Source organism: Pseudomonas sp. p50(2008) (genome assembly GCF_015351605.1).
Taxonomy (GTDB): domain Bacteria; phylum Pseudomonadota; class Gammaproteobacteria; order Pseudomonadales; family Pseudomonadaceae; genus Aquipseudomonas.
Genome location: NZ_JACMYF010000003.1, coordinates 246,029 through 264,551, shown reverse-complemented (window position 1 = coordinate 264,551; position 18,523 = coordinate 246,029). Strand labels below are relative to the sequence as shown.

The 18,523-nt window shown below is 60.1% G+C and carries 15 protein-coding genes; 4 read left to right on the top strand and 11 right to left on the bottom strand.

Annotation, left to right across the window (positions count from 1 at the left end; translation table 11 throughout):
• Positions 1-93: 93 nt before the first annotated feature.
• Complete coding sequence (locus H7698_RS09660; RefSeq protein WP_162440122.1) at positions 94-1,194, top strand: efflux RND transporter periplasmic adaptor subunit; 1,101 nt, start codon at positions 94-96, stop codon at positions 1,192-1,194.
• Between the two features lie 6 nt (positions 1,195-1,200).
• On the top strand, positions 1,201-4,266 hold the full coding sequence (locus H7698_RS09655; RefSeq protein ID WP_194691234.1) for an efflux RND transporter permease subunit: 3,066 nt from the start codon (positions 1,201-1,203) through the stop codon (positions 4,264-4,266).
• A 96-nt stretch (positions 4,267-4,362) separates the two neighbouring features.
• Here H7698_RS09655 and H7698_RS09650 read toward each other — a convergent pair whose 3' ends face one another.
• From H7698_RS09650 to plsB, 3 genes are read right to left on the bottom strand one after another with little or no spacing between them, the layout of a single operon-like run.
• Entirely contained in the window at positions 4,363-5,052 is a 690-nt protein-coding gene (locus tag H7698_RS09650) for a DUF4197 domain-containing protein (RefSeq protein ID WP_162440124.1), read from the bottom strand.
• Between the two features lie 26 nt (positions 5,053-5,078).
• Positions 5,079-5,477, bottom strand: coding sequence for a YbaY family lipoprotein (locus H7698_RS09645; protein ID WP_194691233.1), 399 nt, complete (start codon positions 5,475-5,477; stop codon positions 5,079-5,081).
• Between the two features lie 52 nt (positions 5,478-5,529).
• Positions 5,530-8,031 carry a glycerol-3-phosphate 1-O-acyltransferase PlsB gene (gene plsB / locus H7698_RS09640; RefSeq protein ID WP_194691232.1) on the bottom strand — a complete coding sequence of 834 codons (2,502 nt, stop codon included), beginning with the start codon at positions 8,029-8,031 and terminating at the stop codon, positions 5,530-5,532.
• Between the two features lie 166 nt (positions 8,032-8,197).
• Between plsB and H7698_RS09635 the strand changes: the two genes are divergently transcribed.
• Positions 8,198-8,407 (top strand): cold-shock protein, encoded by a 210-nt coding sequence (locus H7698_RS09635; RefSeq protein WP_150687717.1) that lies wholly within the window; start codon positions 8,198-8,200, stop codon positions 8,405-8,407.
• A 217-nt stretch (positions 8,408-8,624) separates the two neighbouring features.
• Here H7698_RS09635 and H7698_RS09630 read toward each other — a convergent pair whose 3' ends face one another.
• The 4 genes from H7698_RS09630 to H7698_RS09615 form a co-directional block, all read right to left on the bottom strand.
• Positions 8,625-9,002, bottom strand: a complete 378-nt coding sequence (locus H7698_RS09630) for a hypothetical protein (protein ID WP_162440127.1) — start codon at positions 9,000-9,002, stop codon at positions 8,625-8,627.
• A gap of 82 nt (positions 9,003-9,084) precedes the next feature.
• Positions 9,085-9,894: a putative RNA methyltransferase gene (locus H7698_RS09625; RefSeq protein WP_162440128.1), complete on the bottom strand. Its 810-nt coding sequence runs from the start codon at positions 9,892-9,894 to the stop codon at positions 9,085-9,087.
• On the bottom strand, positions 9,894-11,045 hold the full coding sequence (dapE, locus tag H7698_RS09620; RefSeq protein ID WP_162440129.1) for a succinyl-diaminopimelate desuccinylase: 1,152 nt from the start codon (positions 11,043-11,045) through the stop codon (positions 9,894-9,896). The genes H7698_RS09625 and dapE overlap by 1 nt, the downstream gene beginning before the upstream one ends.
• A 272-nt stretch (positions 11,046-11,317) precedes the next feature.
• The gene (locus H7698_RS09615) at positions 11,318-13,909 is read right to left on the bottom strand and encodes a glycosyltransferase (protein ID WP_194691231.1); all 2,592 of its coding nucleotides are present in this window, start codon (positions 13,907-13,909) and stop codon (positions 11,318-11,320) included.
• Between the two features lie 225 nt (positions 13,910-14,134).
• Here H7698_RS09615 and tcdA point away from each other — a divergent pair, with 225 nt between their 5' ends.
• Entirely contained in the window at positions 14,135-14,953 is an 819-nt protein-coding gene (tcdA, locus tag H7698_RS09610; RefSeq protein ID WP_162440131.1) for a tRNA cyclic N6-threonylcarbamoyladenosine(37) synthase TcdA, read from the top strand.
• Positions 14,954-15,085: 132 nt separating this feature from the next.
• On the opposite strand, the gene H7698_RS09605 is transcribed toward tcdA, so the two are convergent.
• From H7698_RS09605 to H7698_RS09590, 4 genes are all read right to left on the bottom strand, one after another.
• Positions 15,086-15,496 (bottom strand): SufE family protein, encoded by a 411-nt coding sequence (locus tag H7698_RS09605; RefSeq protein WP_162440132.1) that lies wholly within the window; start codon positions 15,494-15,496, stop codon positions 15,086-15,088.
• A complete protein-coding gene (locus H7698_RS09600) occupies positions 15,493-16,698 on the bottom strand; it encodes an aminotransferase class V-fold PLP-dependent enzyme (protein ID WP_194691230.1) in 1,206 nt (401 codons plus the stop codon). Before H7698_RS09600 ends, H7698_RS09605 begins: the two co-directional genes overlap by 4 nt.
• Before the next feature lie 150 nt (positions 16,699-16,848).
• Positions 16,849-17,883 carry a 2,3,4,5-tetrahydropyridine-2,6-dicarboxylate N-succinyltransferase gene (gene dapD / locus H7698_RS09595; RefSeq protein WP_162440134.1) on the bottom strand — a complete coding sequence of 345 codons (1,035 nt, stop codon included), beginning with the start codon at positions 17,881-17,883 and terminating at the stop codon, positions 16,849-16,851.
• A 33-nt stretch (positions 17,884-17,916) separates the two neighbouring features.
• Positions 17,917-18,279, bottom strand: coding sequence for an ArsC family reductase (locus tag H7698_RS09590; protein WP_010462846.1), 363 nt, complete (start codon positions 18,277-18,279; stop codon positions 17,917-17,919).
• Positions 18,280-18,523 lie beyond the last annotated feature (244 nt).

Sequence of the window (18,523 nt, the reverse complement as noted above, 5' to 3'; positions counted from 1 at the left end):
TTTTCGCTTTAATACTGGACTGGTGAGTTTGCTATTAATAACATACTGGCCAGTATAATTATTCCAAGCACCATTAGCGAAAGGTCCTTCACCATGTTCCGCTATGCCTTGCCCCTCGCGTTGCCAGTCACTCTGGCTTTTTTATTGTCCGCGTGTGGGCACGAAGAGGCGCCCCAGGTCACCATCCGACCGGCCATGGTGGTGCAGCCAGAGCCATCGGCGCAGGCCATGGAGAGTTATCCCGGTGAAGTGCGGGCTCGCTACGAGCCGGAGCTGGCGTTTCGCATTGGCGGTAAAGTCAGCCGACGACTGGTCGAGGAAGGGGACCGGGTCAAGGCCGATCAGCCCTTGGCGGAACTCGATCCGCAGGACGTGCGCCTGCAACTGGAAGCCACCCGCGCCCAGGTCGCGGCGGCCGAAGCCAACCTCAACCTGGTCCGAGCCGAGCGTGATCGCTACAAGACGCTGATGGAGCGTCAGATGATCAGCCGTTCGGCGTACGACAATGCCGAAAACCTTTACCGATCCGGTGAGGCGCGTCTCAAGCAAATCAAAGCCGAATTCAACGTATCGACCAACCAGGCCAGCTACGCCGTGCTGCGTGCGCCACAGGACGGTGTGGTGGCCAAGCGCGCGGTGGAAGTCGGGCAGGTCGTGGCGGCCGGGCAAACCCTGTTCACCCTCGCCACTGATGGCGAGCGTGAAGTGCTGATCAGCCTGCCGGAGCAAAACTTTGGCCGCTTCAAGGTGGGCCAGCCGGTGTCCGTGGAACTCTGGACGCAACCGGATCAACGGTTCGCCGGACGGATCCGCGAGCTGTCGCCTGCTGCTGACCCAAGGTCGCGCACCTTTGCCGCGCGTATCGCGTTTACTGCTGGCAAGGTACCTGCCGAACTGGGTCAGAGTGCCCGGGTATTCATCCAGGCGGCGGACGTGGTGTCGCTGTCGGTGCCGCTCTCGGCGGTCACCGCGCAGGACGGTGCTACTTACGTTTGGGTACTGGGTGCCAATAACACCCTGAAAAAAACGCCGGTTCGGATCGGTGCATTCGGCGAGAAAACCGTACCGGTGCTCGAAGGCCTGAGTGTCAATGATTGGGTGGTCGCGGCCGGTGTTCATGTGCTTCACGACGGGCAGCAAGTGCGCCCGGTGGATCGCTCCAACCGTGTGGTCAATCTGGCGGACAAGGAGTAGGTCCCGATGGGTTTCAATCTTTCCGCCTGGGCGCTGCGCAATCGCCAGATCGTCCTGTTCCTGATGCTTTTGCTGGCAGTGGTCGGTGCGCTTTCCTACACCAAGCTCGGACAAAGCGAAGATCCGCCGTTCACGTTCAAGGCGATGGTGATTCGTACGAACTGGCCCGGCGCTACGGCTCAGGAAGTGTCCCGCCAGGTCACCGAGCGCATTGAAAAGAAGCTGATGGAAACCGGCGAGTACGAGCGCATCGTGTCGTTCTCCCGTCCGGGCGAATCCCAGGTGACGTTCATCGCGCGCGATTCCATGCACTCGGTGGACATTCCCGAGCTTTGGTATCAAGTCCGCAAAAAAGTGAGCGATATTCGCCATACCCTGCCGCCCGGTATTCAGGGCCCTTTCTTCAATGATGAATTCGGCACCACCTTCGGCAACATATATGCCCTGACCGGTGACGGTTTCGATTACGCCGTGCTCAAGGATTATGCGGACCGCATCCAGATCCAGCTGCAACGGGTCAAGGATGTGGGCAAGGTCGACCTGCTGGGATTGCAGGACGAGAAAATCTGGATCGAGCTGTCCAACGTCAAGCTCGCCACCCTCGGGTTGCCACTGGGGGCTGTGCAGCAAGCCCTTGAAGAGCAGAACGCGGTGTCCACTGCCGGTTTCTTCGAAACCACCAGCGAGCGATTGCAGCTACGGGTGTCGGGGAATTTTCAGACCGTCGACGAGATAAAAAACTTCCCGATCCGCGTCGCTGATCGCACGTTCCGCATCTCCGATGTGGCGGACGTGCGTCGTGGCTTCAACGATCCCCCCGCGCCGCGCATGCGCTTCATGGCGCAGGACGCCATCGGTCTGGCCGTTGCGATGAAGTCTGGCGGCGACATTCTGGTGCTGGGCAAGGCCCTGGAAGTCGAGTTCGACCGCATCCAGCAAAACCTTCCGGCGGGCATGCAATTGCGCAAAGTCTCGGACCAGCCCGCCGCCGTGAAAACTGGCGTCGGCGAGTTCATCCAGGTGCTGGTGGAGGCCTTGGCGATTGTTTTGCTGGTGAGTTTCTTCTCCCTGGGCGTGCGCACGGGCATGGTCGTGGCGCTGGCGATTCCACTGGTGCTGGCGATGACGTTTGCCTGCATGTATTACCTGGGCATCGGTCTGCACAAGATTTCCCTGGGCGCGCTGGTGCTGGCGCTGGGGTTGCTGGTGGACGATGCGATCATCGCCGTGGAAATGATGGCGATCAAAATGGAGCAGGGCTTCGACCGGATCAAGGCGGCCAGTTATGCCTGGACCAGTACTGCATTCCCGATGCTCACCGGCACCTTGATCACGGCGGCCGGTTTCCTGCCGATCGCCACCGCGCAATCGGGGACGGGCGAATACACCCGTTCGATCTTCCAGGTCGTGACCATTGCGTTGATCGCGTCATGGATCGCCGCCGTGGTGTTCGTGCCGTATCTGGGGGAAAAGCTGCTGCCGGACCTGGCGAAGATTCATGCTGCCAAACACGGTGCCGGCCAACCGGACCCTTACGGCACACCGTTCTATCAGCGCGTCAGACGCCTGGTGGAGTGGTGTGTGCGCTGGCGCAAGACCGTGATCGTGCTGACCATTGTGTTGTTTATCGGCTCCATCGCGCTCTTTCGCTTCGTGCCGCAGCAATTCTTTCCGGCATCGGGTCGTCTGGAGTTGATGGTCGATCTGAAGTTGGCCGAAGGCGCGTCGCTGAGCAACACCGCCGAGGAGGCCAAACGTCTTGAAACCCTGCTCAAGGATAAGGCCGGCATCGACAACTATGTCGCCTACGTGGGCACCGGTTCACCGCGTTTTTACCTGCCGCTGGATCAACAACTGCCGGCAGCGAGCTTCGCGCAATTTGTCGTCCTGGCCAAAACCATCGAGGAGCGCGAAAGCCTGCGCACCTGGCTGATCGAAACCCTTAACGAACAGTTCCCGGCGTTGCGCTCGCGGGTCACACGCCTGGAAAACGGTCCGCCCGTGGGCTATCCGGTGCAGTTCCGTGTGACCGGCGAACACATTGAGGAAGTCCGCGAACTGGCACGCAAAGTCGCGGCGAAGGTTCGCGAGAACCCGCATGTGGTCAACGTTCATCTGGACTGGGAAGAGCCGAGCAAAGTGGTGTACCTGAACGTCGATCAGGACCGTGCCCGGGCGCTTGGCGTCAGTACCGCGAACCTGTCGAAGTTTTTGCAAAGCTCCCTGACCGGTTCCAGTGTCAGCCAGTACCGCGAAGACAATGAATTGATCGAGATTCTGCTGCGCGGCACCTTGCACGAGCGCACCGAGTTGTCATTGCTGCCAAGCCTCGCAGTGCCCACCGACAATGGCCGCAGTGTGGCCCTGTCGCAGATCGCCACCCTGGAGTACGGCTTCGAAGAGGGCATCATCTGGCACCGCAATCGCCTGCCGAACGTGACAGTCCGCGCTGACATCTACGGCAAGGAACAACCGGCGACATTGGTTGCGCAGATCATGCCGACGCTCGATCCGATTCGCGCAGAATTGCCGGACGGCTACCTGCTGGATGTCGGCGGCACTGTGGAAGATTCTGCACGGGGGCAGAACTCGGTGAAGGCTGGCGTGCCGTTGTTCATCGTGGTCGTGCTGACGTTGCTGATGCTGCAACTGCGCAGTTTCTCTCGCACGGTGATGGTGTTCCTCACCGCGCCACTGGGACTGATCGGTGTGACCCTGTTCTTGCTGGTGTTCCGACAGCCGTTCGGGTTTGTGGCGATGCTCGGCACCATCGCGCTGTCCGGGATGATCATGCGTAACTCGGTGATTCTGGTGGACCAGATCGAGCAGGACATCGCCGCTGGTCTGAAGCCCTGGCAAGCGATCATCGAAGCCACTGTGCGACGCTTCCGGCCGATCGTGCTGACCGCGCTGGCGGCGGTGCTGGCGATGATTCCACTGTCTCGCAGCGTGTTCTTCGGGCCGATGGCAGTGGCGATCATGGGCGGCCTGATCGTGGCGACAGCATTGACGCTGTTGTTCCTGCCGGCGCTGTACGCCGCATGGTTCCGAATCAAGAAAGAAACCACCTGACCCCGTAGGAGCTGCCGCAGGCTGCGATCTTTTGATCTTGCTTTTAATAAACAAGATCAAAAGATCGCAGCCTGCGGCAGCTCCTACAGATTCGTTTTACAGCGTGCCGAAAACTTTCTTCGCCAGGCTGGTCGCAGCGGCGGCCGGGTTGTTGCGGATGGTTTCTTCCTGCTTGCCGATCATCTCGAACAAGCCGTTCAGCGCCTGCTCGGTCACGTAGCTCTCGATGTTGGCATTCTTGGCGTCCAGCACACCCAAGGTGGCCGCTTGCCCAGCGAACGAGTTGTACTGCTTGGCCAGGCCAACCTGATCGGTGGCTTGCTTGACGATGGGCAGGAACTTCGCGCGAATCTGCTCGCGGCTGGTTTTGTTGAGGTACTGAGTGGCGGAGTCGTTACCGCCGCTGAGAATGCCTTTGGCATCTTCAACACTCATTTTTTTCACGGCATCCACCAGAATCGGCTGGGCCTGGGTCACGGCCGTTTCAGCCGCTTTGTTCATGCTGGTTTCCAGCTGATCGACCTGACTGCCCATACCGAACTGTTTCATTTTGCTGGCGACTTTGCCCAGCTTGCCCGGCAGTTCGATTTTGACCTCGGGGTTGTTGCTGAACCCACCGGGCGTGCCAAGTTGTTTGACTGCCACTTGAGCACCTTGCGTCAGGGCATCCTTGAGACCGCCGGTGGCGTCTTTTTGTGACAGGTCACTGAGCGACAGCGCCAGGGCGTTGGTGCAGATCAGCAAACCTGCACACAGACCGGCGAAGCGAAGGGTGGGGCGGAGCATGGCAGCTTCCTTGTACTTGAATAGCGTTAGCGAACGGCGTCGACACGGATTTTCAACGGCTGCGGATCGCTGCCATTCAGTTGCACGGCGTGGTGTTCGGTGGTGATGAAGATCAGCTTGCCATCCACTTCGATGCGCGCACTGACCGAGTAGCGGTGGCCAGGATTGACCTGGACCGGATCGTAGCTGAGATGAAATGGCAGCGGCACCTGACCCTTGATCGGGCCTTTCTGTTCATCGAGGACAAGCGCGGGCGCGTCGGCCAGCGACACGTCCTGCAGGCTCACCGTCAGGGTCGCGTTCGGTGGCAGGGCGATGCGTTGAAGGTAGAAGACTTCGCCATCAAGGCTGGTTTTGGTGGCAGGTGTCATCGACTGACAGGCGCTCAGCAGGGTGGCGGCGGCCAAGAGAGTGAGTTTTTTCATCGGTATCTCCAATCATTGTGGGAGCGAGCAGGCTCACTCCCACACGTTTTCATCAAATCTCGGGTTGTACGGCGATCTGGTCCGCCGCATCTTCACTGCGATGCAGCGCCACCTGACGGATCGACAAGCGAATTTCCGCCGGCAGTACACGTTTCGCCGCACCCTCAGCCAATTCGCCCAGCAGCTCGTGATAGCTCAGCTTGCCGGCTTCATCGCGGCGCAAGACGTCCAGGTCCAGCATCGTCTGGATGAAGTGGCGGAACAGGCTCTTGTCGAAGAACTCGGGGGCGTTCAGCCCATGAAGGATCGACAGGCGCTGGGCCATGACCGTGCACAGGTCCTCGAGCTCTTCGGCACTGATGCTGTTCTGGCCGCTGTTGAGCAGCAGGGACACGGTCATGTAAAAGCGCTGCAGGGTCTGGGCGATGCTCTTCGACAGCAAGGTGAGCAGCACGAAATGCCGCGAACTTGGCGCAGGGCGCAGGTACACGTTGTTCTCGAAGCGCAGCAACCCTTGTTCAACGAAGGCCTCGAGCCATTGATCGACCACGGCGTCCAGCTCGTCCAGGGACCAGCGAATGAACAGTTCCGATTGCAGGTACGGATACAGCGCCCGGGTATAGCGCAGGATCTGTTCGCGGCTCATGCGTGACGCGCTCTGGAAGAAACTCGCGAGCAGCGCGGGCAGGGCAAAAATGTGCAGTACGTTGTTGCGGTAATAGGTCATCAGGACTGCATTCTGCTCGTCCAGATACAGAATTTTGCCGAGCGCATCGCTCTGCTCGGACAGCAGGTCCATGTCCTTCACATGTTCGATCAGCGCTCGTCCATCACCTTCCGGCAGGGTGGTGTGCGGCGAATATGGCACTTTGCGCAGCAGCGCCAGATAGAGGTCGAGTACCCGCGCCATGGCGCGATCGTCCAGGGCCAGGCGGGTGGTGGACAGTAAGGCCAGGGCCACCAGATTGACCGGATTGATGGCGGCCGCTTCGTTCAGGTGCTGCGCGACTTTTTCCCCGAGACGGTTGGTGGTTTCGTTGAGCCACGCCGGTTTGAATTGCGGCCCTAATTCCTGTTGGCGCCAGTCTGGCTGTTCGCTGTCGAGGAATTCCGCGAGTTTGATCGGCTCACCGAAGTTGACCGCCACCTGACCAAAGCGCTGCTTGAGGGCGCCGATGACTTTGAAGATGTCGAAGATCGATTCTTTCTTCTTGGTGGCGCCACGCAGTTCGCCCAGGTAAGTCCGGCCTTCCAGTACACGCTCGTAACCGATGTACACCGGAATAAAAACGATCGGCATGCGCGAGGAGCGCAGGAAGCTGCGCAGGGTGATCGCAAGCATCCCGGTTTTCGGTTGCAGCATGCGCCCGGTGCGCGAGCGGCCGCCTTCAACGAAGTACTCAACCGGGAAACCTTTGGTGAACAGCGTGTGCAGGTATTCGTTGAACACCGAGGTGTAGAGCGGGTTGCCCTTGAACGTACGGCGCATGAAAAACGCCCCGCCACGGCGCAAGAGACTGCCAATCACCGGCATGTTCAGGTTGATCCCGGCGGCGATGTGCGGCGGCGTCAGGCCATTGCGGAACAGCAGGTACGACAGCAGCAGGTAGTCGATATGGCTGCGGTGGCAGGGGACATAGATGACCTCGTGGCCCTGGGCGACCTTCTGCACACCTTCGATGTGGTTGACCTTGATTCCGTCGTAGATCTTGTTCCAGAACCAGCTCAGCACCACTTCGAGGAAGCGGATCGCGGTGTAGGTGTAGTCCGAGGCAATCTCGTTGCCGTAACGCAGGGCCTGCGCCTTGGCTTTTTCGGGCGAGATGTTTTCGCGCTCGGCTTCGTCGAGGATCGCCTGTTTCACCAGCGGCTGGTTGAGCAAGCCTTTGACCAGGTTGCGACGGTGGGAAATGTCGGGGCCGATCACGGCGGCTTTCAGGTTGCGAAAGTGCACCCGCAGAATGCGCTGGGCCATGCGCACGGTGCGTTCGTGGCCTTTGTTGTGATCGATCAGTTCGCGCAAATGGATCGGCGCGGAGAACTGCACGCGCGTCTTGCGCCCCAACACGATGATGCTCAGCAGGCGACGCAATCGCCCGGTGACCGCCCAGCTGTCCGCGAACAGCAGTTTCCACGGGCTCGACTCACTGTCCGGCGACTGGCCCCAGAACACGCTGACCGGAATGATCTGCGCATCTTCGGCGGCATTCTGGCTCAGGGCGCTGACCAGGCGGGTGAGGGTGGGCGGTGCGCCGCGTTTGTCCTGACGGCCAAGCCAGTCCGGTTCCGGCGTCAGGTAGAAGAACGCCGCAGGTTCCAGCAAATTGCCCACAGACACGGGTAGCACCGGGCGCGGCAGGCCGGCTTTGGTGCATTCGGTATCGACCACGGCAAGGTCGGTCAGCGAAGGGTTTTGCAGGACGTAGAACACCGGACGACTGCGGTCGAGGTTGAGGGTAAAGGACGACTGGTTGATCGTCTCCGAGCGAACCCAGAGGTACAGCAGTCGGCGCAAGGTGCCAAACACAAGACGACGGAACGGGGAGCGGGTCATACGGCTTCTGCATGAGTGAATAAAACCGAGCAGGTGCTCGGGCGGTGGATAGTGTGCCGGATTCATCGAAAATCGGCAAAAAAGCGGCTAAGTAAACTTGAGTTGAGAGTTTTTGCGTCTGTCATATACTCGCCCGCTCAACAATAAAAAGAAGGGGTACTGAGTTATGGCTGCGCGCGAGACCGGCAATGTGAAGTGGTTCAATGACGCCAAGGGCTACGGCTTTATTCAGCGCGAAGACGGGGTGGACGTGTTCGTGCACTACCGCGCGATCCGCGGCGAAGGTCACCGTTCGCTGGCTGAAGGTCAGCAGGTTGAATATGCGGTGGTGACGGGGGAGAAGGGGTTGCAGGCTGAGGATGTGGTGGGGCTGTAAACACGACCGCCCGGATCACACAAACCCACTGTGGGAGCGGGCTGTGGCGAGGGGATTTATCCCCGTTGGACTGCGAAGCAGGCCTCATGTTTTGGGGCGGCTGCGCCACCCAACGGGGCGGTGCGACGTTTCGCTGATCCCCTCGCCACGCCCCCTCCCACAATGATCTCCTTTTGGCATGTCATCAGGGTATGCCAATAGTGCGGTGTTGAAGCGCTTAAACAGTTTTCCAGGTGATCTCTTCTTCACCATCGGCACTGATGCGCATCCAGCGATCTGCGGTTTCCTCGCCTTCTTCCTCGACCCAGGTACCCGGAGCGCAACGCACTTCGACGTTCAGCGCGGCGAACGCAGCGCGGGCGCAGGCGATGTCGTCTTCCCACGGGGTCTGGTCACTTTCCAGGTACAGACTGTTCCATTTTCCGACGGCTTTCGGCAGCCAGGTGACGGGCACATTGCCTGCCTTGCACTTGTAGGTCTGGCCTTTCTGTACCCAGTCGGTGCACGGGCCCAGCGCGGCGCCGAGCCAGGCTGCGATGGCCTTGTAGTCGACGTCAGCGTCTTTCAGGTAAATCTCGATATCGGGTTGGCGCATGGATGTCCTCACTGCGGGTCTGAAAAATCCATTCGCGGATTTAGCCGGCCTCAAGCCATTGCTCAAGACCAAAAATTAAAGGTTATTGCAGCACGAAATAATCGTAGCGCATGGAAACAGTGACTTCGAACGGCTCGACCTGGTCGATGACGGCTGCCCGACGCTCAGCGCTGGCGCGCCAGCCGTGAGGTGTCATCGCCAACAGGTTCGCCCGGTCCTGACCCTTTTCCAGGGTCAGTTTGAATTCCAGGGTTTCACTGTGCTGCAGCGCCATGCCTTCCGGCACCAGCGCGAGGTGCTTGTCGTCGGTGTATTCACGGACTTCGTCGTACAGCCGCTCGCGTAATTCCATCAGATGGCCGCTGGTCGGCCCGACTTTCATCAACCCGCCACCCTGGCTCAGCAAACGCTTGGCTTCTTCCCAGTCCAGAGGACTGAAAACGCTGGCGAGAAACTGGCAACTGCCTGAAGCCAACGGTACGCGGGCCATGCTGGCGATCAACCAGGTCAACTGCGGGTTACGTTTGCAGGCGCGTTTGACCGCTTCACGGGAAATATCCAGCGCGTAGCCGTCAGCATTCGGCAAGGCCTGGGCGATTTGCGCGGTGTAGTAACCCTCGCCACAACCAATGTCCAGCCAGCGCTGCGGCGCGTACTGCGCCGCCAACTCCGCCAGACGCTTGGCCACCGGCGCGTAATGGCCGGCGTTGAGGAAATCGCGCCGGGCTTCGACCATCGCCAGGTTATCCCCAGGGTCTCGGCTGTTCTTGTGCTGCACCGGCAGCAGGTTCAGGTAACCCTGCCGCGCGCGGTCGAAACGATGGCCGGCGGGGCACGCCACGCCGTTGTCCACCGCATTCAGCGGTTCGCTGCAGATCGGGCAGGCCAGCATCAGGCGAGCAACTTGATCAGGGTCTGGTAGTAGATTTCGGTCAATACGTCGAGATCGGCGGCCAGTACGCGCTCGTTGACCTGGTGAATCGTGGCGTTGACCGGACCCAGTTCGACGACTTGCGTGCCCATGGTCGCAATGAAACGACCGTCAGACGTACCGCCGCTGGTGGACGCTTTGGTCTCGCGACCGGTGACGTCCTTGATGCTCGACGCCACGGCATCCAACAGCGCACCCGGCTCGGTCAGGAACGGCAGACCGGAGAGCGCCCAATCGACGTGCCAGTCCAGGCCGTGCTTGTCGAGGATGTCGGCGACGCGTTTCTGCAGGCCTTCAACGGTCGACTCGGTCGAGAAACGGAAGTTGAACACCGCCACCAGATCACCCGGAATCACGTTGGTGGCGCCCGTGCCGGAATTCACGTTGGAAATCTGGAAGCTGGTCGGCGGGAAGAAATCGTTGCCGTGGTCCCAATGCTCGGCGGCCAGTTCAGCCAGGGCCGGGGCGGCGAGGTGAATCGGATTTTTCGCCAGGTGCGGGTAGGCCACGTGACCTTGCACACCGCGTACGGTCAATTTGGCACCGAGGGAGCCGCGACGACCGTTCTTGACCACGTCACCGACCAGCGTGGTGCTCGACGGTTCGCCGACGATGCACCAGTCCAGACGCTCGTTGCGCGCAGCGAGGCGTTCGACCACGGCTTTGGTGCCGTGATGCGCCGGGCCTTCTTCGTCGCTGGTGATGAGGAAAGCCACGGACCCTTTATGGTCCGGGTAGTCGGTGACGAAACGCTCGGCCGCCACGGTCATGGCCGCAAGGCTGCCTTTCATGTCCGCCGCGCCTCGGCCGCAGAGCATGCCGTGCTCGTCGATCAGCGCGTTGAACGGGTCGATCTGCCAGGCCTGCACCGGGCCGGTCGGCACGACGTCGGTGTGACCGGCGAAGCACAGCACCGGGCCGTCATGTTTACCGTGAGTCGCCCAGAAGTTATCCACATCCTCGATGCGCATCGGTTCCAGCTTGAAACCGGCGTCGCCCAGGCGCTGCATCATCTGCTTCTGGCAATCGGCGTCGACCGGCGTCACGGACGGACGACGGATCAGGTCGATGGCGAGTTGAAGGGTCGGCGAAAGGTCGGCGTGGGCCGTCATGAAAAACTCCGGAAGCTGTAAATGTAGGAGCAAGCCTGTGTGGCGAGGGGACTTGCCCCCGTTCGGCTGCGAAGCAGTCGTAAAACCAGTACACGCAATTTGCTTGAGTCACCGCGATGACTGAATTTTCGGGGCGGCTTCGCCACCCAACGGGGACAAGTCCCCTCGCCACAGGTTTGCTCCTACAGGAATTGGGGCTGGGCCTGCAAAATGGCGGTTATCTTAAAGCAAAACGGCGACCATTGGCCGCCGTTTAGTGCATCTGTAGCGATTTAGACAGCCGGTGCGGTTTCGACTTCCGCCGCCGGTTTCGGCAGCGAAGACAGGAACGCCATGATCAGCGCCGCCAGATACGGCAGCGACTGTACCAGCAACATGGTCACCCAGAAGCGCATGTCGTTGCTCGGCAAGCCGTTCACCAGGAAGATTCCCAGCGCAGCGCCCCACAGCAGCATCATGATGAACACTTCTTCACGCGCCTCGGAAATCGCGACCCAAAAGCCATGATTGTCGGCGTTTTTCGGTGTGCGGAAGAACGGAATGCTGCTGGTGAAGAAACCGTACAGCACCGCTTTGGCGATGGTGTGCGACAACGCCAGCCCGGCCAGGGCTGCACAGAACGCATCCTTGAGGTTGACCCCGACCGCGCGACGGTACAGGAAGATGATCTTGCCAACCTTGAACACGAACAGCGCCAAGGGCGGGATCGCGAAAATCAGCAACGGTGGATCGACGCGCTGCGGCACGATAATCATCGCCGCGGACCACAAAAGGGCGCCCACGGTGAAGAAGATGTTCATGCCGTCGGCGACCCACGGCAACCAGCCCGCCAGGAAGTGATAACGCTGGCCGCGGGTCAGTTCGGTGTCCTTGCCGCGCAACAGACTGGCGGTGTGACGCTTGATGATCTGAATCGCGCCATAGGCCCAGCGGAAACGCTGTTTCTTGAAGTCGATAAAGGTATCGGGCATCAGCCCCTTGCCGTAGCTGGTGTGGTAATACGCCGCTGACAGGCCTTTCTCGAACACCCGCAGACCGAGCTCGGCGTCTTCACAGATGCACCAATCGGCCCAGCCCAATTCCTCCAGCACCGAGCGCCGGGTCATGGTCATGGTCCCGTGCTGGATGATCGCGTCACGGTCGTTGCGTGTGACCATGCCGATATGGAAGAAGCCTTTATATTCCGCGTAGCAGAGCTTTTTGAACGTGCTTTCGTTCTGGTCGCGATAATCCTGTGGCGATTGCACCACGGCGATTTTCGGGTCGGCGAAGTGCGGCACCATGTGCTTGAGCCAGTTCGGGTCGACGCAGTAGTCCGAGTCGATCACCGCAATCACTTCAGCATCTTTGGCGGTATGCGGGATCAGGTAATTCAGCGCGCCACCCTTGAAACCGGCCAGCGGGGCGACGTGGAAGAACTTGAAGCGCGGGCCGAGGGTTTCGCAGTAGGCCTGCACCGGTTCCCAGACCGCCGGATCCTTGGTGTTGTTATCGATGATCAGGACTTCGAAATCCGGATAGTCGAGATTGGCCAGGGCGTTGAGGGTCTGTTTGACCATCTCCGGCGGCTCGTTGTAGCAAGGCACGTGAATCGAGACTTTGGGTCTGTAATCCGAATCCCCCACTACGGGCAGGAATTCTCTTCGACGCTTGTGCGTCCAGACCGCTTCGGCCAGTTCGTGGGCCTCGGTCAGCAGCACGATAAACACACCGAGCGCACCGAGGGCCAGCAGGAACCCCACCGTCAGGCTGAACCAGGTGCTGTATTGCTGGCTGTAGTCGTAACCGATCCATACCAGCACCGAACCGCACAGGAACGCAATGAAGGTCAGGAAGGTGCGGCCCCGTTGGCGCAGGGCCGAACCGTCGATCATCAACAAGGTCAGCGAGAGCAAGGCCAGGACTGCAGAACCGATCGCCAGCACACGCCATTGCGGGATCGCTACCACCGGGCCTTCGAAGTTGAATTTCTGTTGGCGTGCGGCGTTGAACACGCCCCAGTACGCGCCTACCGAACCTTCGTCACTGGCTTTCCACGGCTGGTCGAAGGCTTCGATCACGAAGTAGTTGAAGCCTTGGCGGTTGAGTTTGTTAACCAGGGTGCGCAGGTAAATAGCCTGATCCGCCGGGCTGGCGTCGGTGCCGCCGCGCATGCGGCCGTTGCTCGGCCAGCCAACCTCCGATAGCAGCAGCGGTTTTTTCGGGAACATCTTCTTCAGGTCGCGAGCGCGATCGAGGACGAACTGGCCGGCCTTGTCCACCGGGATGAACTCCCAGTACGGCAGGACGTGGGCAGCAATCAGGTCAACGTGCTTGGCCAGTTCAGGGTGTTCTTCCCAGACGTGCCATTGCTCGGAGGTAGTCACCGGGACTTTTACGGCCGCGCGGACGCGGTCCAGAATCACGCTCAGTTCCGCGGCGGTAATTTCCTTACGGAAGATCGCCTCGTTGCCTACAACCACACGAACCACACTGCGGGAGGTGTTGGCGATTTCGATGGCACGCAGGATTTCTCGTTCATTGCGTTCCTGGTCCGGGCTGATCCAGATCCCTAGCGTCACGCGCAGGCCGAACTCTTCCGCCAGCTTGGGGATATCACCCAATGTGCCGTCTACCGAGTAAGTCCGGATGTTGTCCGTCAGCTTGCTCATGATCTCCAGATCGCGACGCATTTCCTCGTCGGTCGGGTACTGGTCTTTTTGTGGGTACTGGCCTTGCTGAAACGGCGAGTAGGAAAAGCCGGAGATCTGTTCAGGCCAGTTAGGGGCAGTGACCGGGCGATTGATCAGTGCCCAGAAGCCGGTAAACAAGGCTGCGATGGCGAGCACCACGACCAGGTTGAGTCCAAATTTACGCGATGACATGGCTATTTCAGGTTCCAAAATGGCTGTGGAACGAAGGTTTTGGCGGTGACGGGGCTGCCTAAGAGCAGGGGCGCGCATCCTACACCGGGCGTTCACTGACCGTACAGCGAACAGGGAAATGCCTGACTTTTGGCACTGCACTTTCACATAAGTTCTTACACTTGTAGCCTTAAGCTTAAAACTTGTCGCTGCGAAGCCCTATAATGCGCGCCGGTTTTTGGGGTAATGGTCATGAGTACAGAAGATCCGCGTTTTGCAGGCATCGCCCGGTTGTATGGCATCGAAGGTCTCGCACGCCTGCGCGCGGCGCATGTGGCGATCGTCGGCGTCGGCGGCGTCGGTTCCTGGGCGGCGGAAGCCATCGCGCGGTGTGGTGTGGGCGAGATTTCCCTTTTTGACCTGGACGACGTCTGTGTCAGCAACGCCAACCGGCAGCTGCATGCGCTGGACAGCACCGTGGGCAAACCCAAGGTCGAGGTCATGGCTGAGCGTCTGCGCGGGATCAACCCCGAGTGCACCGTGCATGCGGTGGCGGACTTCGTGACCCGGGAAACCATGGCCGAATACATCACGCCGAACATCGATTGCGTGATCGACTGCATCGACAGCGTGAATGCCAAGGCTGCGTTGATCGCCTGGTGCAAGCGTCGCAAGATCCAGATCATCACGACCGGTGGAGCGGGTGGGCAAATTGATCCGACGCTGATTCAAGTCTGCGACTTGAACCGCACATTCAATGACCCGCTGGCTTCGAAAGTGCGTTCAACGCTACGCCGCGATTACAACTTCTCCCGCACCGTGACCCGCCACTACAGCGTGCCGTGCGTGTTCTCGACCGAGCAACTGCGCTACCCGAAACCGGATGGCAGCATTTGCCTGCAGAAGAGTTTCGTCGGGGATGGCGTGAAGCTGGACTGCGCGGGCGGGTTTGGCGCGGTGATGATGGTGACGGCGACGTTCGGCATGGTCGCGGCGACCAAGGCTGTGGACAAGATTGTGGCAGGGGTGCGGCGGCCGGCGGATCGGGTTAAGCCTCAAGCCTGACATCGAATTCTATGCGCTCAGCCGTGTAGCAGCTGTCGAGGCACGAGGCTGCGTTGCGTGTCTCGGGGCCGCTGCGCAGCCCAACGCAGCCTCGTGCCTCGGCAGCTGCTACATACCTGGCAGCGATCGGGCCTACAGGGTTGCAGCAAGTTCATTCATTCGCTGCAGTACGGCATTGAGGCCGTTACTTCGAGACGGGGAGAGTTGCCGGCTCAACCCCAGCTGATTGAACCACTCCGGTAAATCCACCTGCTGCAGCTCTGCCGCCGACAAACCATTGACCCGAGCCAGCAACAACGCCACCAACCCGCGAATCAATCGCGCATCGCTGCTCGCCGCAAACTGCCAGTGCCCGTCGACGAGCGTAGCTACCAGCCACACCTGGCTTTCACAGCCATGCACCCGATTAGCGTCAACCGTGTCTGCATCGCTCAGTGCGGGCAGGCGGTCGCCCCATTGCATCAGCAGTCGCGCGCGTTGTTCCCAGCCAGCCGCATTCTGAAAAGTGTCCAGCGCAGTAACCGCATCAGCAGGCAAACTCATCGCAGCATCTCCAGCGCCTGATCCAGCGCCTCAAAGAAGCGTTCCAGGTCTTCGGAATCGTTGTACAGCGCCAACGACACCCTGATCGCTCCGGCCAGCTCAAAGCTTTTCAGCAAAGGCATGGCGCAGTGATGGCCTGCGCGTACGGCGATGCCTTGCTCTGTCAGCAGATGGGCCACATCGGAGTTATGCACGCCTTCGACGACAAAACTGACCAGTGCCAGCTGCGGTTTACCCAACAGGCGAATGCCGTTGCGTGCCTCAAGGCCCTTGAGCAGATACTCATGCAGCGCCGCTTCGTGGGCGGATACCGCGTCTTGATCGAGCCCGGCAAGATAATCCAGCGTCGCGCCCAGGCCAATCACGCTGGCAATCGGTGGTGTGCCCGCTTCAAAACCCAGCGGCGCCGAGCGGAAGCGGGCGTCGTGGTAATTGGCGTCCAGCACCATTTCACCGCCGAACTGCCAGGGCCGCAGCTGTTCAAGGGCTTCAGTGCGCCCGAACAGCACACCCAGGCCATCAGGTCCGTAGAGTTTGTGGCTGGAAAACACATAGAAATCGCAGCCCAGCGCCTGCACGTCATGGCGACCATGCACCACGCCTTGGGCACCGTCGACCACGGTCAGCGCATTGTGCGCCTTGGCCATGGCCAGCAACGAAGTCAACGGTTGCCAGGCGCCGAGCACATTGGACAGCTGACTGACTGCCAGCAAGCGGGTGCGTGGGTTGATCAGCTGTGCGGCGGCTGCAAGGTCAATCAAACCGTCGGCATCCAGCGGCAAGACCACCAGTTTCAGTTCACGACGCAGGGCCAGTTGCTGCCACGGCAGCAGATTGGCGTGATGCTCCAGGGCGCTGATGACAATCTCATCGCCCGGTCGGAATAAATGTTCGAGGCCATAGGCCAGGAGGTTCAGCGCAGACGTCGCGCCGTGGGTGAAGATGATTTGCCCGCATTCGCCGACATTCAGCCATTGGGCGACTTTGCTACGGCTGTCCTCGAACGCCTGGGTGGCGTGGGCGCCGGGCAGGTGTTGCGCCCGATGCACGTTGGCCGCGCCATTGGCGTAGTAATGTGCCAGAGCATCTAGCAGTGCTTGAGGTTTTTGGGTGGTGGCGGCGTTGTCCAGATAGGTCTGGTCTTGCCGTTGCAGCGCGGCGATGGCCGGAAAATCGGCGCGCCAGGGAGAGGGAATCATCATGTTATTCGAGCCCTGCTAAACATGGGCGGGGTACGCCTGACCTTGACCTTGTAGGAGCAAAGCTTGCTCGCGAAGGGGCCCTTGAAACCGCCAAAAGCTTCGCGGGCAAGCCTTGCTCCTACAGGGTGCAGGTGATCGGTTGACGCTCTGTTAGTTGTGAGCGTGCAACGCTTCGTTCAGTTCGATCGCCGATTTGTGGGTTTTGCACTCCACGGCACCGGTTTCCGAATTGCGGCGGAACAGCAGGTCCGGCTGACCAGCCAATTCGCGGGCCTTGACGACTTTGACCAACTGGTTGTTCTCGTCCAGCAGCGCGACTTTGGTGCCAGCGGTGACGTAAAGGCCCGATTCAACGGTGTTGCGGTCGCCAAGCGGGATACCGATACCGGCGTTGGCGCCGATCAGGCAGCCTTCGCCGACCTTGATCACAATGTTGCCGCCGCCCGACAAGGTGCCCATGGTCGAGCAACCGCCACCCAGGTCCGAACCCTTGCCGACGAAAACGCCAGCCGACACGCGGCCTTCGATCATGCCCGGGCCTTCGGTGCCTGCGTTGAAGTTGACGAAACCTTCGTGCATCACGGTGGTGCCTTCACCGACATAAGCGCCCAGACGAATGCGGGCGGCATCAGCGATACGCACGCCGGCCGGAACCACGTAATCGGTCATTTTCGGGAACTTATCCACCGAGAACACTTCGAGCAGTTCGCCGCGCAGACGCGCTTCAAGTTGATGCTCGGCCAGTTCGCTCAGGTCGATCGCGCCCTGGCTGGTCCAGGCCACGTTCGGCAGCAACGGGAACACACCGGCCAGGTTCAGGCCGTGTGGCTTGACCAGGCGATGGGACAGCAGGTGGAGTTTGAGGTAAGCCTCAGGCGTCGAGGTCAGTTGCGCGTCGTCGGCCAGCAGGGTGGCAACCAGCGGTTTGTGGCTTTCGGCCAGGCGGGTCAGCAGTGCGGCCTGGGTCGCGTCGACGCCTTTGGCGGCTTCAGCCAGTTGCGAGGCCTGGGCGGTGGTGAACGTGATGGCCTGGTTGCCTGCGGTGTAACCCAGAATTGGCGCAATGGCGGCTACCAGTTCGGCGGACGGATTGAGCAGTGGCTGCGCGTAAAACACTTCCAGCCATGCGCCTTGACGGTTTTGAGTGCCGACACCAAAGGCCAGGCTGAACAGGGTAGTGGACATGTGAATACCTCTAACAAAATTGAACGGGCTGGCTTACTTGAGCGCTGCCGCGTAGATATCTGGCTTGAAGCCAATCAGGGTACGGTCACCGAGATCGAGCACCGGGCGCTTGATCATCGAAGGTTGTGCGAGCATCAGTTCGATGGCTTTCGCCTGGTCGAGATCGGCTTTGCGTTCGTCGTCGAGTTTGCGAAAGGTCGTGCCTGCACGGTTCAACACCACTTGCCAGCCGTGCTCATCACACCACTGGGTCAGGTGTTCACGGTCGATACCGGCCGTTTTGTAATCATGGAAGTCATAGCTGACAGCGTGTTCATCGAGCCAGGTGCGCGCCTTTTTCATGGTGTCGCAGGCTTTGATGCCGAAAAGGTGCAACGTTTTACTTGAAACGGTCAAGGAATTGCCCCCTTTACAGGTGCTGGAAAAAAAAGGTGAAGGATTATGCCATGACCCTTCAGTTAATACCCAAAACCCTGTGGGAGTGAGCTTGCTCGCGGTGGCGATGTAACCGTCCAACATCGATATTGACTGACCCATCGCGATCGCGAGCAAGCTCGCTCGTACAGGGATATCAGACAGGCTGATACTCGCGATGCGACATTGGTACAACGGCCAGCCGCCAGTCTAAGCGGCTAATATG

What these genes read in the sequence shown, in the direction of transcription:
- H7698_RS09660 (WP_162440122.1), top strand. Translation starts at nt 94, where the DNA reads ATGTTCCGCTATGCCTTGCCCCTCGCGTTGCCAGTCACTCTGGCTTTT.
- H7698_RS09655 (WP_194691234.1), top strand. Translation starts at nt 1,201, where the DNA reads ATGGGTTTCAATCTTTCCGCCTGGGCGCTGCGCAATCGCCAGATCGTC.
- H7698_RS09650 (WP_162440124.1), bottom strand. Translation starts at nt 5,052, where the DNA reads ATGCTCCGCCCCACCCTTCGCTTCGCCGGTCTGTGTGCAGGTTTGCTG.
- H7698_RS09645 (WP_194691233.1), bottom strand. Translation starts at nt 5,477, where the DNA reads ATGAAAAAACTCACTCTCTTGGCCGCCGCCACCCTGCTGAGCGCCTGT.
- plsB (WP_194691232.1), bottom strand. Translation starts at nt 8,031, where the DNA reads ATGACCCGCTCCCCGTTCCGTCGTCTTGTGTTTGGCACCTTGCGCCGA.
- H7698_RS09635 (WP_150687717.1), top strand. Translation starts at nt 8,198, where the DNA reads ATGGCTGCGCGCGAGACCGGCAATGTGAAGTGGTTCAATGACGCCAAG.
- H7698_RS09630 (WP_162440127.1), bottom strand. Translation starts at nt 9,002, where the DNA reads ATGCGCCAACCCGATATCGAGATTTACCTGAAAGACGCTGACGTCGAC.
- H7698_RS09625 (WP_162440128.1), bottom strand. Translation starts at nt 9,894, where the DNA reads ATGCTGGCCTGCCCGATCTGCAGCGAACCGCTGAATGCGGTGGACAAC.
- dapE (WP_162440129.1), bottom strand. Translation starts at nt 11,045, where the DNA reads ATGACGGCCCACGCCGACCTTTCGCCGACCCTTCAACTCGCCATCGAC.
- H7698_RS09615 (WP_194691231.1), bottom strand. Translation starts at nt 13,909, where the DNA reads ATGTCATCGCGTAAATTTGGACTCAACCTGGTCGTGGTGCTCGCCATC.
- tcdA (WP_162440131.1), top strand. Translation starts at nt 14,135, where the DNA reads ATGGTCATGAGTACAGAAGATCCGCGTTTTGCAGGCATCGCCCGGTTG.
- H7698_RS09605 (WP_162440132.1), bottom strand. Translation starts at nt 15,496, where the DNA reads ATGAGTTTGCCTGCTGATGCGGTTACTGCGCTGGACACTTTTCAGAAT.
- H7698_RS09600 (WP_194691230.1), bottom strand. Translation starts at nt 16,698, where the DNA reads ATGATGATTCCCTCTCCCTGGCGCGCCGATTTTCCGGCCATCGCCGCG.
- dapD (WP_162440134.1), bottom strand. Translation starts at nt 17,883, where the DNA reads ATGTCCACTACCCTGTTCAGCCTGGCCTTTGGTGTCGGCACTCAAAAC.